Below are 13,421 nucleotides of genomic sequence, written 5' to 3'. Positions count from 1 at the left end.
ATGAAAAATCCTGTCATCCTGTCAAGAATCGAATACAAACCAAACGATAGCGTAGATTTATCATTTTTACAAGAATAATCTGCGAAAATCTGCGTAATCTGCGGATCAGAAATATTTAATAATAATCCTGTAATTCCTCTGTAAGTTGAACATTTGGAAAGTTTAACACTATAATACATTAACTTACTGTCATAATGTGAGAGTTTTTTTCGTTGAAACAAGCAGGATACTTGTTAGAATCACCGGTCAATATGACGTTTAGAAAGATGACATTATTATCAATCAGCCTATTTTTGGCAAGCTATCTGCTCGGCAGCGGTTCTGTGATTTGCTACGGGTACGACGGCGGGTCTGCGATAAAACCTGCCGACCACGGGTGCTGTTCGTCAAAAGCCGGCTGTTCTGACGGCGGTGAAACGGGCAGCAGCATAATTCGTGTGCCCCACAGGCATTGTATCGATGTTCCGGCGGTTTCGTCTTTTACCTTTTCAAAGCCTGCCAAATCCCAGCATGGGCCGGCAGCTGTAAGGCTCATTTCACAACCGGCGGCAGAAGTTGTAAGACCTCTTATTATAAAGTTTTACGAATCTCCCCCTGATTGTTCGGGCTTTCATGAGCCGCTGAAATCTATTATAATTCTCTCCTGATATTTCCCTCGGGTTTTCTCCCGCTGCTTTTCGCGTGATAAATCACGGGAAAGGTGTATCGCAAGTCTCTTATTCAGAGGCGTTTATCTATTATTACGCAGTCGCGGCGTCTATTGCGCACGGACTGCAGCATAGAAACTAACTAACCAGGGAAATAACATGTTTAACCCCAAGATATTTATCTGTCTTTTGCTGCCGTGCATATTTACGGTCTCGGTCTTCGCAGGCTCTGAAGATGCAAAAACCGCCGGCAGCGACATAACCTTAAAGCGGGCATTATCGCTTACAGAGCAGCACAACCCCGAGCTCGCGGCGTATTCAACCGGCATCAAGGCCACCCGCGCCGAGCAGCTCCAGTCTTCGCTAAAGCCAAACCCCGAGCTGGAAGTCGAGATGGAAAACGTCGGCGGCACGGGCGGGCACAGCGGCCTGGACACTTTAGAGACAGCCGTGATGCTCAGTCAGCTTGTAGAGGTCGGCGGCAAACTTGAAAAACGCCGCGATGTCAGCAGGCTTGGCGTTAAGATCGCGGACCTTGATTATCAGCACAAACGAATATCCGTCTTTTCAGAGGTTCAGAAGGCCTACTTCAAAGTTTTGCAAGCTCAGCAGCAAGAGCAACTTACCTCTGAAATACTGGAGTTGAGCCGTGAGTCGCTTCGGATTGTAACTCTTCGTGTCGAGTCCGGCAGGGATTCACCGGTTGAGATATCCCAGGCCCGGGTTACTCTATCACGCGCCGAAAGCTCGCATGAACAAGCCCGCCGCGACCTTAAGTATGCAAAAAGGCAGCTTAGCGGATTCTGGGGCAGCGACGAGCCGCAGTTCGACAGGGCTCTGGGGGATTTTCAATCGCTTGATGTGCCGGCGAATGAGACCGCATTGAAGGCCGCACTCGAGAGCACCCCGCGTATAAAATCAAATGATGTACTTGTCAGTCAGAAACGCGCTGAGCTTGAACTCGAGAGAGCAAGGGCAAAAGGCGACATAACCATCGGCGGCGGCGTGAAATGGATGAACGAATCTGATGACGCTTCACTGCTGTTTGGCATTTCGATACCGCTGCCGGTCAACAGCAGAAACCAGGGCACGATCCAGGCGGCTTCTTACAGGCTGGCAATGGCAAAACGCGGGTCTATGGCCGCCAGGCAGGAGCTTTTGAACCAATTCAACGCGGCATATCTCGAGCTTTCCAGCGCATTTGAAAATGCCGAGGCTCTGCGGGATAATATACTGCCCGAATCCGAGAAGATATACAACACGGTCTTGCAATCTTACCGCGAGGGCAAAACAGACTTTTTGAGGGTGATAGAGGCTCAGCAGGCACTTTTTGATGTCAAAAGCGAGTATGTCTCATGCCTGCTGCGTTACCATCTGGCAAATGCCGAGCTGGACAGGCTCTGCACACTCAACCCGCGGGCAAACCAAACAGTCAACAAATTTTCAGGAAATATAAACGATGAAAAATAAAATACTTACAACCATAGTTTTCATGTCTGCCCTGGCTTTGCCTGTTTATTATACTCTGGCACAAACAGGGCATGACGACCATAGCGATTGTGAACATCAGCACATAGAAGATTCGCACGCCGCCGATTCAGGTGAACATGCCGAAGATGAACACGAAGACCACGCCCACGGCGGGGAATGCGAATCGCAAGCCCACCAGCACAGCGAACATGAAGGCGAAGATTCAGACGCTCACCAGCACAGCGAGCATGAAGGTGAAGATTCAGACGCTCACCAACATGACGAGGATGAGGGCCTTGTAACTCTCAGCCCGGAAGCCGCAGCTAATGCCGGTATTGAAACAGCGATCGCCGCCGGCGGTGAAATCGGGATACAGGTCAGCCTGCCGGGTGAAATAAATGTTAATCAGGACCGCATGGTGCATATCGTGCCTCGTGTTGAGGGGGTTGTCTCGAAAGTGATGAAAAATCTCGGCGATAAGGTAGAGGCCGGTGAGATAATCGCCGTGATTGAAAGCCGCGAACTCGCCGACATTAAGGCGGCATATCTTGCAGATATTGAGCGTCTCGAAATGGCACAGATAGCTTTTGATCGTGAAGAGCGGCTCTGGAAACAAAAAATATCAGCAGAACAGGAATACCTTGAGAGCCGGCAGCGTTTGAGCGAGGCGAAAATCAATTTCCGCACGTCAAAGCAGAAACTCATCGCCGCGGGTCTGGACGATACATATCTCAAACGCCTCGAAACCGAGCCTCAGCAGAGTCTTACAAGTTTTGAGATACGGGCTCCCTTTGCCGGAACCGTTATTGAAAAGCATATCGTTCTCGGTGAGCTGGTAAAGACAGACGAAACGGTATATATAATCGCCGACCTGAGCAATGTCTGGGCGGATATTGACGTTTACCCTGTGTATCTGGCACGCATAAAGCCCGGCCAGGCGGTTACGGTTAAGGCCGGCGAGCATCTACCGCCGGTAAAGGGCAGGATAGACTATCTCGGCGGCCTCGTCAGCCGGCAGTCACGCACTGCGCTGGCTCGTGTTGTGCTGGACAACGAAGCCGGGACACTGCGGCCTGGGCTGTATATAAACGCTCTGGTTGACGTTTCTTACAAGAATTGCGAGGTGGTTGTGCCCGCCGGCGCTGTACAGAGGCTTGAGAACAAAAAATGCGTCTTTGTAAAGACAGACGCCGGATTTGAGCCGGTGTTTATAGAAACAGGCATGGAAAACGCCGAAAAGCTGGAAGTCATTGCCGGCCTGGAGCCGGGGATGGAATACGTTGTGAAGGGCGGCTTCTCGCTTAAGGCAAAAATCGTAACATCAACACTCGACAGTCATGCCGGACACGGACACTGATAATATAAGGAACTGAATATGCATAAAAGATTACTCAACACGGCACTTCACTATCGATTGCTGGTAGTGCTTGCTCTGATAATGGTTACGGCTGTTGGTGTGCATCAGTACAACAGCCTGCCGGTTGATGCCTTCCCCGATATATCGCCCGTCATGGTGCCGGTTTTCACAGAAGCCGACGGCATGGCACCCGAAGAGGTCGAGCGGCTGATTACGTTTCCCGTTGAGTCGGTGATGAACGGGCTGCCCGGAGTTACACAGATAAAGTCCACTTCGGCATTTGGCATGTCTGTGGTATATGTTTATTTCGAAGATGATATGGATATTTATTTTGCCAGGCAGCTGGTTAATGAGCGTCTCGGCGAGGCTCTGGCTCAAATGCCCGATTTGCAGGAAAAACCCAAACTCGGCCCCATATCAACGGGGCTTGGCCAGATTTTTATATACTATCTCACCATTGACGATTCGGCAGACACAGAGGGCAAAGACCCGCTGAGCTATCTGCGGGACCTGAATGACTGGGTTGTCAAGTATCAGCTCCAGACTGTTCGCGGCGTTACAGATATCCTCTCGGTCGGCGGACATGTTCTGCAGTATCAGGTGAATATCAAACCTGATATGCTGCTTCAGTACGGTCTCTCGATTCACGATGTTACCGAGGCAATCCGGCAGAATAACGGAAATGTCGGCGGCCAGTATATTATAACCGGCAGCGAGGAGAACCTTGTCCGGGGCATCGGCCTGCTAAACTCGCTCGAAGATATCAGCAATGTGATTATCGATAATATCGACGGCACACCGGTTCGCGTTATGGAGGTTGCCGATGTTGAGTACGGCAGGGCCGTGCGGCGGGGAATTGTCTCGCGAAACGGCGGCGAGGAAGTCGTAAGCGGCATTGTGCTCCAGCTTTACGGGGAAAACGCATCAAACGTTATCGAGCGGCTGTATGCGAAACTGCCCGACGTGCAGAAATCGCTGCCCGAAGGTGTCAGGCTGGTGCCGTACTACGAGCAGCAGGAAATTGTACAGCGTGCAACATGGACGGTTAAATCCGCTCTGCTCACAGGGGCAGTGCTGGCGGCGATTGTGCTGTTTGCCTTTATCGGCAATTTCAGGTCTGCTATGATAGTTGTATTTGCGCTGCCTTTCAGCGGGCTGGTTTCGATTATCCTGATGCAGCAGGCGGACATATCTGCAAACCTGATGTCGCTTGGAGGAATCGCCATCGCCATGGGTATGCTCGTGGACGGTGCGATTGTCATGGTTGAGAACATCTACCGTCATTTGAACGTCAATGCCGGCGATGATATACGCAGCCGAACCGCCATCATTATTGACGCGGCGTATGAGGTGGCCCGTCCGGTTACATTTTCGCTGCTGATCGTGATTGTGGTTTTTGTGCCGATATTGACGCTGCAAGGTGCCGAGGGACAGATGTTTATACCGATGTCATACACCCTGTGCTTTGCTCTGCTGGGTTCGCTGATTTTCGCCGTTCTGGCAGTTCCCGCCTTGGCGAGCTACCTGATGCACGTCAAAAAGCATAAAGAATTTTTCATATTCGTTATACTGCAGAAACTCCATGATCCGCTGTTGAGGATTTCTGTTAAACACCCCGTTCTGGTGCTTATGTTAGTTCTGGCCCTGCTTTGCGGCAGCGGATTTATGGCAATGAACCTGGGGACAGAGTTTATACCTACGCTCGAAGAAGGCTCGATCATGATCGGTGTCAATATGGCCCCGTCGATAGCCCTCGAAGAAGCGGCGGCTATCATTAAGAAACTCGAAACCCGCATTATCGCTCTGCCGGAGGTGGAGGAGGTTGTTTCACGTATCGGAAGGCCCGAAGCCGGCAGCCACCCGCACCCTGTCAACTACGCGGAGGTGCATATTGAGCTGCATCCGGAAAAGGAATGGACGCGTCTGACGGACAAGGCCGAGCTTGTTGAAGAGCTTGAAGAAAATCTCTCAGATTTCCCCGGAATACAGCTCAACTTCACCCAGCCGATACAAAATGCCTTTGATGAGCTGGTAACCGGTGTCAGGTCGCAGGTCGCTGTCAAAGTTTTTGGTGAAGATCTCGATATCCTGCAATCAAAAGCCACAGAAATACGAAACAGCATAGATAATATTGAGGGGCTTGTGGATTTGTCTGTTGAGCAGAGCTTTGGCCAGCCTCAGGTGCAGGTGATTGTTGACCGCCGTGCGTGCGCTGCGTATGGCGTGAATGCCGGAGAGATACTTGAGCTGGTCGAAACCGCTATCGGCGGGCAGATCGTTGATCATGTGTACCTCAATACAAGGCGTTATGGAATACAGATCCGCTATACAGAGGACACGCGGGACAATATTCACGCGATCAAGTCGCTGCTGGTGCCCTCACGCAGCGGACAGATGCTCCCGCTCAGCCAGCTCGCCGAGGTCAGGGAAGATGTCGGCTCGATACAGATCAACCGTGAAAACAACCAGCGGCGCTGGATAGTCCAGGGTAATGTACGCGGCAGAGACCTTGGGGGTGTTGTCGGGGATATACGCCGGCTTATCGCGGAGAAAATCGAGCTGCCCGACGGCTATCATATTGAGTACGGCGGGCAGTACGAAAGTCAAATGCGTGCGATGCGGCGGCTGGGTATTATAGTGCCTGTAGTCGGCATGACAGTTCTGCTGATGCTGTATCTGGCCTTCGGTTCGATAAAGAGCGGCCTGCTGGTTATGGTTAATATCCCGCTTGGGCTTATTGGAGGCGTTGCAGGGCTTTATGTTATGGGTGAATATATCTCCGTACCCGCCGCGGTTGGCTTTATTGCTCTTTTCGGGATCGCCGTTCAAGACAGTATGGTTCTGGTAAGCGCGATAAACCAGCTCCGCAGAGAGGGCGTGGAGATGGTCGAAGCGGTTATTACCGGCTGCCACCAGCGGTTTCGCCCTGTTTTGATGACATCGATCACTACTGTGCTTGGGCTGCTGCCGCTGCTGCTGTCAACAGGAATCGGGGCAGATGTGCAAAGGCCGCTGGCGGCTGTTGTGATATTCGGTATAATATCATCTACTCTGTTAACCCTGTTTGTTATACCCGCGTTTTACAAATGGTTCGCTGTAAGGCCGGAAATGTTGGAATAAAACGTACAATGACAAACCTGTATTTACCCCCAGAGATCAAAAACACCGTTTACTAAATGTTCTTTGATAGATATATGTTACTGTAGGGGCGGGTTTTAAACCCGCCCCTTTTAACTTTTTTCTAATTTTTTATTTTTTCTTGTTGACTTGGTGTTGCGTATGTGGTAGATTTTAACATGAAGATAGAAGTGAAGAAGAATGCAAGCCTAACAAGCACCATTTTTCAACACTCAATAAAAGTAATAATTGCTCTTTTAAATACTGAATATTGAGTCAGAAGAAAAAGAAGAAGATGTGACTAAGAAAGAAGTGAGCCCCAAAAAAACTCCCTTTAAACAGCCGCGAAAGATTTGCGCCTGGAGTTTTAATTTTCACCGTTATAATTATTCGTTCTTAGTCATTAGTTTATAAAAGACCATCAACAATCTCTTTCTCCCTTTTCCCTAATTTTTCAGAAGAGTACACCGAAGACCTGAACTGTTTGAGGTTTTCCCGAACTCATCAGACAGAGCCGGCTCTGGGCCGCGGGTCTTCAGGTGTCTCCTGAACCTTATTAAGAATTAGGAATTAAGAATTAGGAATTAAGAATTAGGAATTAGGAAGAAGAGAATTGGATACGATAATATATTAAAAAGTTAATAAGATAGACCATAACTATTAGTTTTTAGTTAATAGTTATTAGTTTAATAAGACCACTAACACAACTTCTTTCTCCTTTCACAAGGAAAGTCCAGTGAGGTCTTGAGGGCCCAAATTCAAGACCTCCTGACTTTCTTTAAACTACAAAGGACAAAGCAGAGTTGATTTGTGATACATTTTACAAGTAAATATCGAAGAATAAGAAGAAGTCGAAGAAAAAGCAGCGTTTTTGAGTCCCGAAGAAGCTCATAGACGCAGGTAACAAGATATTTCAGCCGCAAGGCTGAAGTGAGTAACTGTTAGTTTTAGTTAATAGTTATTAGTTTAATAAGACCACTAACACAACTTCTTTCTCCTTTCACAAGGAAAGTCCAGCGGGGTCTTGAGGGCCCAAATTCAAGACCTCCGGACTTTCTTTAAATGAACAGACCCAGCAGCGCAAGATAAGCGCGCATATAAAATTATCTGTTCAGAAGTGCAAAGGCGGCGTGAAGTGCGTGGATAACATGATTTCCGGCTTAACAGCCGGACGGAGTGTGGTACAGGTCCGTGTGCCCGGGGAGGTTATTGAGCCGGGCACACGGGTCATTTTAAACTAATAACTAATAGTGAAAAACTAATAGTTGTGGAGGCGGCTGACGCCGCGATTTAAACAACTATCCGCCGCAGGCGGATTCATCAACTATTAGTTAATAGTTAATAGTTTTTCACTTAATTCAGAACGACTTCTTTCTCCAATCTTCAGACCTGGGGCATGGTGCGCTGATGTTTAGCGGCATTGGCAGCCCGGCCCGATACCAAAGGAAAAGAGCCGGCAGGCTCGTATATAATGAGCCTGCCGTTTTTCCCTTTAATATGGCCAGGTCGATGAGTCGTTACCAGTTGAAGGTATGGAGAGAGGATAAGTTATATATATGGTTTGAAGAAAAAACGAGAAATGAAGTTAAATTTACGAAAGGTATGATTGGAACGAAGAAGTTAGAACAAAATACCCAGGCTTAGCCGGGATCATAAGGTTGGAGAGCCTTACCGGTCCCTGATGAGCTGCTGACAATTGAATATGTAATGCGTATTACCGGATGAGCGGCCTTAGAAGAGGCTAAATACAAGGCCGTGGTTAGTCTGGGGATGCGTATCCTGTATCTGAAATACGGTATATGTATATACCTGTTCGGAGCGGGAGCTGATTACACGCGGCGAAGGTGCGGCGGTGGAGCGTATCAGTGCGGACATATAGACATGGCCGCCTCGGATACCTGCACAGAGAGTGTGTGCGGAAGCATACACAGAGGCGCCGATGTTGTATGCGTAGAGAGACGCATGTTCCGATGTTCTTCGGGGCGTCTCTACTATTGCCTATTGCCTATTGCCTGTAACAAAGTACAGCTTCTTTCTCCAATTTCTCAGACCAGAAAAATGAAAGCATGGGGTCTCCGCGCGGGCGGCCACCTGCCGCGGAGCCCCTTTACGCTTTCATTTACAGATTCTGGTTATGTTAGATATTGGCAGAGAGTTAATGATAAAGATATGGCTTCTGCGGACGGTGGATAGACCGCCGTCCGCGGCAGAGCCGGCTTTATCGCAGAGCGTGTAACGGCAAAGAAGTGTAAATTTAAAATATTGGTCGAGAAATTGTTAATTACGGAGAATTATTAACGAAGCAGAACAAGATACGAGTAAAGCTCAATCGGCCCTGTGTTTTCAGGGCTCACAATTGAATAATTAAAAGCTGTTCGGCGCAGAGTTTTCCTGCGTTGCAGAGCGGAAGTTTAACGCCGCATATTTGATGCCGCGATCCGTGCTGTACGCTGGGATATTGAAACCTGCCCGCCGGGTTGTCCGCGGCTGCTTATCCGCCGCGTAAAAGAGACCCGTCCGCGGCGAAGTCTAAGCATCTCTGAGAGATGCCCCGAAGACTCCGCGCAAGATGACAGCTTATTAGAAACGAACGACTTCTTTCTTCGATTTCAGGATACAGGCCTCGGGGGATTAGCACGGGCCAACGCGAAGCCCCCGGACCTCCTGATTCTAATTGCGAATTAGGAATTAGGAATTAGGAATTGAGAATTAGGAATTAAGAATCAGGCGGTGCCCGGCAAAACTATTGCCTGATGCCTATTGCCTAATGCCTGAAATACAGAAGAGAGGTTAAAGATATAATTTACAAGTTAATAAGAAACAGTGAATGGTTAACGGCTGCACAGCAGCACAATTATTACCCGTTCACTTTGAAAACGAACGACTTCTTTCTTCGATTTCAGGATACAGGCCTCGGGGGCAGTAGCACGGGCCAACGCGAAGCCCCCGGACCTCCTGATTCTAATTGCGAATTAGGAATTAGGAATTAAGAATCAGGCGGTGCCCGGCAAAACTATTGCCTGATGCCTATTGCCTGAAATACAGAAGAGAGGTTAAAGATATAATTTACAAGTTAATAAGAAACAGTGAATGGTTAAGAGCTGCACAGCAGCACGATTATTACCCGTTCACTTTGAAAACGAACGACTTCTTTCTTCGATTTCAGGATACAGGCCTCGGGGGCATTAGCACGGGCCAACGCGAAGCCCCCGGACCTCCTGATTCTAATTAAGAATTAGGAATTAGGAATTAAGAATTAAGAATTAGGCGGTGCCCGGCAAAACTATTGCCTGATGCCTGATGCCTATTGCCTAATGCCTAATGCCTGAAATACAGAAGAGAGGTTAAAGATATAATATTTACAAGTTAATAATGAAGTACTTAGAGAATTACGAATTACGAATTAGGAATTAGAACAGCCGTGAGCGAAGCGAACGCCGCAATTCTTAATTCTGCATTCCTAATTCCTAATTATTAAAAACGTCCGTAAACCGTTTTTCTTCAACTTTTTCAAACAGACATTACCGGGGCCTGCCGGTTTGGCTCGCCCCGATAAAAGTCTGTCCGAGGTTTTGGAAGACGGAATAACTAATAAGATTTTAAGTTGTATCCTGCAGGATAGTCTTGCGGGTCTTACATGAAGAAGAACGTATTTAAGTAAAGTGAGGAAAGTATCATGAAGAAGACAGTTTTTACCTTAGCCCTTGCAGCGGTATTTATCGCAGCATCCCCGGCAGCGGTTGTCGATTTCGGCAATGTCAGCGACTGGGAGAGCAGCACCTTTACCCTTGGCGGCCTTGAGTTCGGCAGCTTTACCGTCCTCTCCAGCGCAACCGGCGGCGGCTCGGAAGTAGATGCTTCCGGCGTAGCGATCAAAGGTGAAGTTGACGGCGACAAAGTACGCCTCTACTTCAGCGGCGGCTGGACGGCAGACCAGGGTGAGACCGTGGATACGCTGATAAACTTTGATGTTACATCATTATCAGCCCCTATAGTCGGCAATACCCTGAGACTGGACGCTTACGGCGTAACCGGCACAGGCAGAGCCCTTATCACAGAAAATTCAATAGATGATATGGACAATATAATCGCCAACAAGCTGGTTTACAGCCGTCCCTCTGGTGTACAGAACAGAGACACAGCCGACTACAGCCCCGGCCAGATGCATGTAGAGATAACCAAGAATGTATTTGTCGGCGGCGGCACCGACGGCCTTGCCCACATAAGCGGCTTCAGCCAGAGCTTTGTGGTTCCCGAGCCTGTAACGCTTGCAATGCTTGCCCTTGGCGGTCTGATGATACGCCGCAGACGCTAAGAGTACTTCTAAAAAAATGATCCGCGGGGCGGGTCAGTAAATACCTGCCCCGCATAATCCTGACACGACTTAAACAGTTCTTTAATACAACTTTAAAAAATGTTATCCGGCTGATGAAAGGCCGGTCAAGTAGAAGAAAGCTCTTTAGAAACTTTATAACGGAATGCAGGTATGATGTTCCCAACGGCAAAATAAGAACGTTGTGCGGCATATCCGTTAAGCAAGTGCGGCTGTTTACCCTGCATAAGGCTTAAAAGAAAGGATTCACGTTCCCGTTAGAGGCATTGCGTTGCCGGAAAGATATGGGAGCGTCAGATGTAAGCCCAAAAGAGTGTGTTGCTCGGGTTTTTATCAGTAAAAGGGCCTTGCCGCCTGTGCGGGCGGTGGGTACAGAACAGTAAAGCAAAAGAAGACTCACCCGCGGTGAATGTGCAAAAGATGCCGCGTCTGAGTCAAAAACAAAAAGAAGAAGAAACAATCAGAAACAAAAGGAAGATTACCATGAAGAAGACACTTATCACATTAGCATCAGTATTAATCGCAGTATCCGCAGTATCAGCAATCCCTGTAAAAACGGCAGCCCTCTCCTCGGCAGGCAATATCGACCTGTTCGCGGACGATACAATGATTGAGCTTAAAGACCCTGAGATGGGCGAGCTCTATCAGGTTGACGAGAGTGCGGTTATCTCCGGCGTTCTTACGAATAACTGCCTGTACTGGGCACTTGGCCTCGAGGTTGAAGGTTCAGAGATGCCGGTAGTACCAACGGCCGAAGGCTATGAAGCCTCAGGCGGACTTGAATTTGTCCTTGAAGGCTTTATGCCGGCGTCAGGCGTAGAAGTAAACGCAGCGAGTTCATCATATATCTCTCTGAGCGACAGCGGCAGCTGGTTCCGTCCTTTAGCGGCCCGCACCGTGTTTGAAGGCCTTGGCCTCTCTGGAGCAGGCATCGTGAATGTTTACGGCTACACCGACAACGGCAGTGCCTACCTTGGCAGCTTCGAAGTAGTACCGGAGCCCTCAATGCTTGCACTGTTTGGAATCGGCGGACTGATCCTTAGCCGCCGCCGCAAGGCATAACCAGAATAACAAAAGGCCGCGAGAGCCTTTTAAGATAAAACCACGGCCCGCCGGGGAGCCGAAAATCCCCGGCCTCTGTTTTAGAGAGTAGAGAGTAGAGAGTGGAAAGTAGAAGGCGGAGAGCAGAAGAATTGAGATTGCAGATTTAGAGATTATCAGCCTGGAAGAAGACCTTAAAAGAGAAGAAAAACGTAAACGAGCAAAATACCAATCGGTAACAAAAATCGATAAGATTGTCTTCTTCTTCAAATAGAAAGCCCCCGACGCACACGGGGGCTTTTTTTGAAACCTCGACAGACCTAAAGTAACTCAATAATATTGGATGCGGAAAATGTCTGCCAGACAAATTCTGGTAAATATAGATTGACAATTTACATGGCTTGATATACTGTTGGATAAAGCATGATAACCAGTGATCGCTAAACCCTTCTGATGCGGCGATGGTTGTCAAACAAATTTTGTCCCGTCAGACAGAACAAGGTTTATACTCAACAGTAATGTGAGAGAGCAGAAGGTATTAACTGACGACTGGACGTTTTTTTTTATACTTGGATTTTGAAAGGAAATAAATAATGAAATTATTTTTTAATAGAGCAGCATTTGCCCTCATTTTGATGTTTTTTTTGGGCAGTATATTACAGGCTGAGTTGGTAAATATCCCCAACGCTTCTTTTGAGATGCCTGAGACTGAATTTGCAGATCCCAATATATCCGAGTGGCAAGATGCACCCAAACCCTGGTGGTATGATGAGAGCGGCGGGTATTACTGGGAGCAGCTTACAGGTTTTTTCCGGAATGTAGGGTCCGAAGATCCCGCCCATATCGACAACTGTGACGGGAATCAGGCGGCATGGCTGTTTGCCGTTCCTCAAGTTGAATTATTCCAGGATCTGGAAGCTGTTTTTCAAATCGGCAGGATTTATCGGCTCAAGGTCGGTATAATTGGCGGCGGGGGAAACATGAAAGACGATGTCCCTATTGAATTGCGGCTCTACTACCGTGATGCAGAGGATAATAAAGTGGCGATAGATTCAACAGCTTATTCTTACGATTTGAGCTCGGGATACATCAAGCATTTCAATGATATTGTTGTTGAGATTCCGCCCGTAAAAGAAGGTGACCCCTGGGCGGGCAAGAGTATTGGGGTGCAGTTAGTATCTACACTTGTTTTTCCTGATGACCTTGATCCGGAGTCCGGACGCGCAGGGGGCTATTGGGATTTAGACAATTTCAGGTTGACGGCGGTTTCACCTGATTTCAGTTCAGACTGTTTTGTAGATATGGAAGATTTCGCTTTGATGGCTCAAAATTGGCTGTCCTGCTCAGACGCATCAACTGATTTGACAGATGAGGGGTGTGTAAGCGCAGAAGATATGGAAATATTTGCCGGCTACTGGCTGGAAAACGTTTGCCGGTAATCTCCCTGTAAAATGAA

Annotated in this window: 8 protein-coding genes; 7 read left to right on the top strand and 1 reads right to left on the bottom strand. The window is 48.2% G+C overall.

Features of this window, described 5'->3' with window-relative positions; genetic code table 11:
* Positions 1 to 331: 331 nt before the first annotated feature.
* The gene (locus SMSP2_RS10985) at positions 332 to 535 is read right to left on the bottom strand and encodes a hypothetical protein (RefSeq protein WP_146684026.1); all 204 of its coding nucleotides are present in this window, start codon (positions 533 to 535) and stop codon (positions 332 to 334) included.
* A gap of 271 nt (positions 536 to 806) precedes the next feature.
* On the opposite strand from SMSP2_RS10985, the gene SMSP2_RS10980 reads away from it, so the two are divergent.
* The 7 genes from SMSP2_RS10980 (at position 807) to SMSP2_RS10950 (ending at position 13,404) form a co-directional block, all read left to right on the top strand.
* Entirely contained in the window at positions 807 to 2,117 is a 1,311-nt protein-coding gene (locus SMSP2_RS10980) for a TolC family protein (RefSeq protein WP_146684025.1), read from the top strand.
* Complete coding sequence (locus tag SMSP2_RS10975) at positions 2,107 to 3,474, top strand: efflux RND transporter periplasmic adaptor subunit (RefSeq protein WP_146684023.1); 1,368 nt, start codon at positions 2,107 to 2,109, stop codon at positions 3,472 to 3,474. The genes SMSP2_RS10980 and SMSP2_RS10975 overlap by 11 nt, the downstream gene beginning before the upstream one ends.
* 18 nt (positions 3,475 to 3,492) lie before the next feature.
* Positions 3,493 to 6,594 (top strand): efflux RND transporter permease subunit, encoded by a 3,102-nt coding sequence (locus SMSP2_RS10970; RefSeq protein ID WP_146684021.1) that lies wholly within the window; start codon positions 3,493 to 3,495, stop codon positions 6,592 to 6,594.
* A 1,767-nt stretch (positions 6,595 to 8,361) separates the two neighbouring features.
* A complete protein-coding gene (locus SMSP2_RS10965; RefSeq protein ID WP_146684018.1) occupies positions 8,362 to 8,784 on the top strand; it encodes a hypothetical protein in 423 nt (140 codons plus the stop codon).
* A gap of 1,483 nt (positions 8,785 to 10,267) precedes the next feature.
* Positions 10,268 to 10,906, top strand: a complete 639-nt coding sequence (locus SMSP2_RS10960; protein WP_146684016.1) for a PEP-CTERM sorting domain-containing protein — start codon at positions 10,268 to 10,270, stop codon at positions 10,904 to 10,906.
* A gap of 501 nt (positions 10,907 to 11,407) precedes the next feature.
* Entirely contained in the window at positions 11,408 to 11,986 is a 579-nt protein-coding gene (locus SMSP2_RS10955; protein WP_186804692.1) for a PEP-CTERM sorting domain-containing protein, read from the top strand.
* A gap of 572 nt (positions 11,987 to 12,558) precedes the next feature.
* Complete coding sequence (locus SMSP2_RS10950) at positions 12,559 to 13,404, top strand: hypothetical protein (protein ID WP_146684011.1); 846 nt, start codon at positions 12,559 to 12,561, stop codon at positions 13,402 to 13,404.
* Positions 13,405 to 13,421: the final 17 nt, after the last annotated feature.

This window comes from Limihaloglobus sulfuriphilus, assembly GCF_001999965.1.
GTDB classification, from domain to species: Bacteria; Planctomycetota; Phycisphaerae; order Sedimentisphaerales; family Sedimentisphaeraceae; genus Limihaloglobus; species Limihaloglobus sulfuriphilus.
The sequence above is the reverse complement of the archived record's forward strand: the minus strand, read 5'-3'. Positions and strand labels throughout refer to the sequence as shown.

Coding starts and splice junctions, on each gene's coding strand:
- SMSP2_RS10985 (WP_146684026.1), bottom strand. CDS start 535: ATGAGCCTTACAGCTGCCGGCCCATGCTGGGATTTGGCAGGCTTTGAA.
- SMSP2_RS10980 (WP_146684025.1), top strand. CDS start 807: ATGTTTAACCCCAAGATATTTATCTGTCTTTTGCTGCCGTGCATATTT.
- SMSP2_RS10975 (WP_146684023.1), top strand. CDS start 2,107: ATGAAAAATAAAATACTTACAACCATAGTTTTCATGTCTGCCCTGGCT.
- SMSP2_RS10970 (WP_146684021.1), top strand. CDS start 3,493: ATGCATAAAAGATTACTCAACACGGCACTTCACTATCGATTGCTGGTA.
- SMSP2_RS10965 (WP_146684018.1), top strand. CDS start 8,362: ATGCGTATCCTGTATCTGAAATACGGTATATGTATATACCTGTTCGGA.
- SMSP2_RS10960 (WP_146684016.1), top strand. CDS start 10,268: ATGAAGAAGACAGTTTTTACCTTAGCCCTTGCAGCGGTATTTATCGCA.
- SMSP2_RS10955 (WP_186804692.1), top strand. CDS start 11,408: ATGAAGAAGACACTTATCACATTAGCATCAGTATTAATCGCAGTATCC.
- SMSP2_RS10950 (WP_146684011.1), top strand. CDS start 12,559: ATGAAATTATTTTTTAATAGAGCAGCATTTGCCCTCATTTTGATGTTT.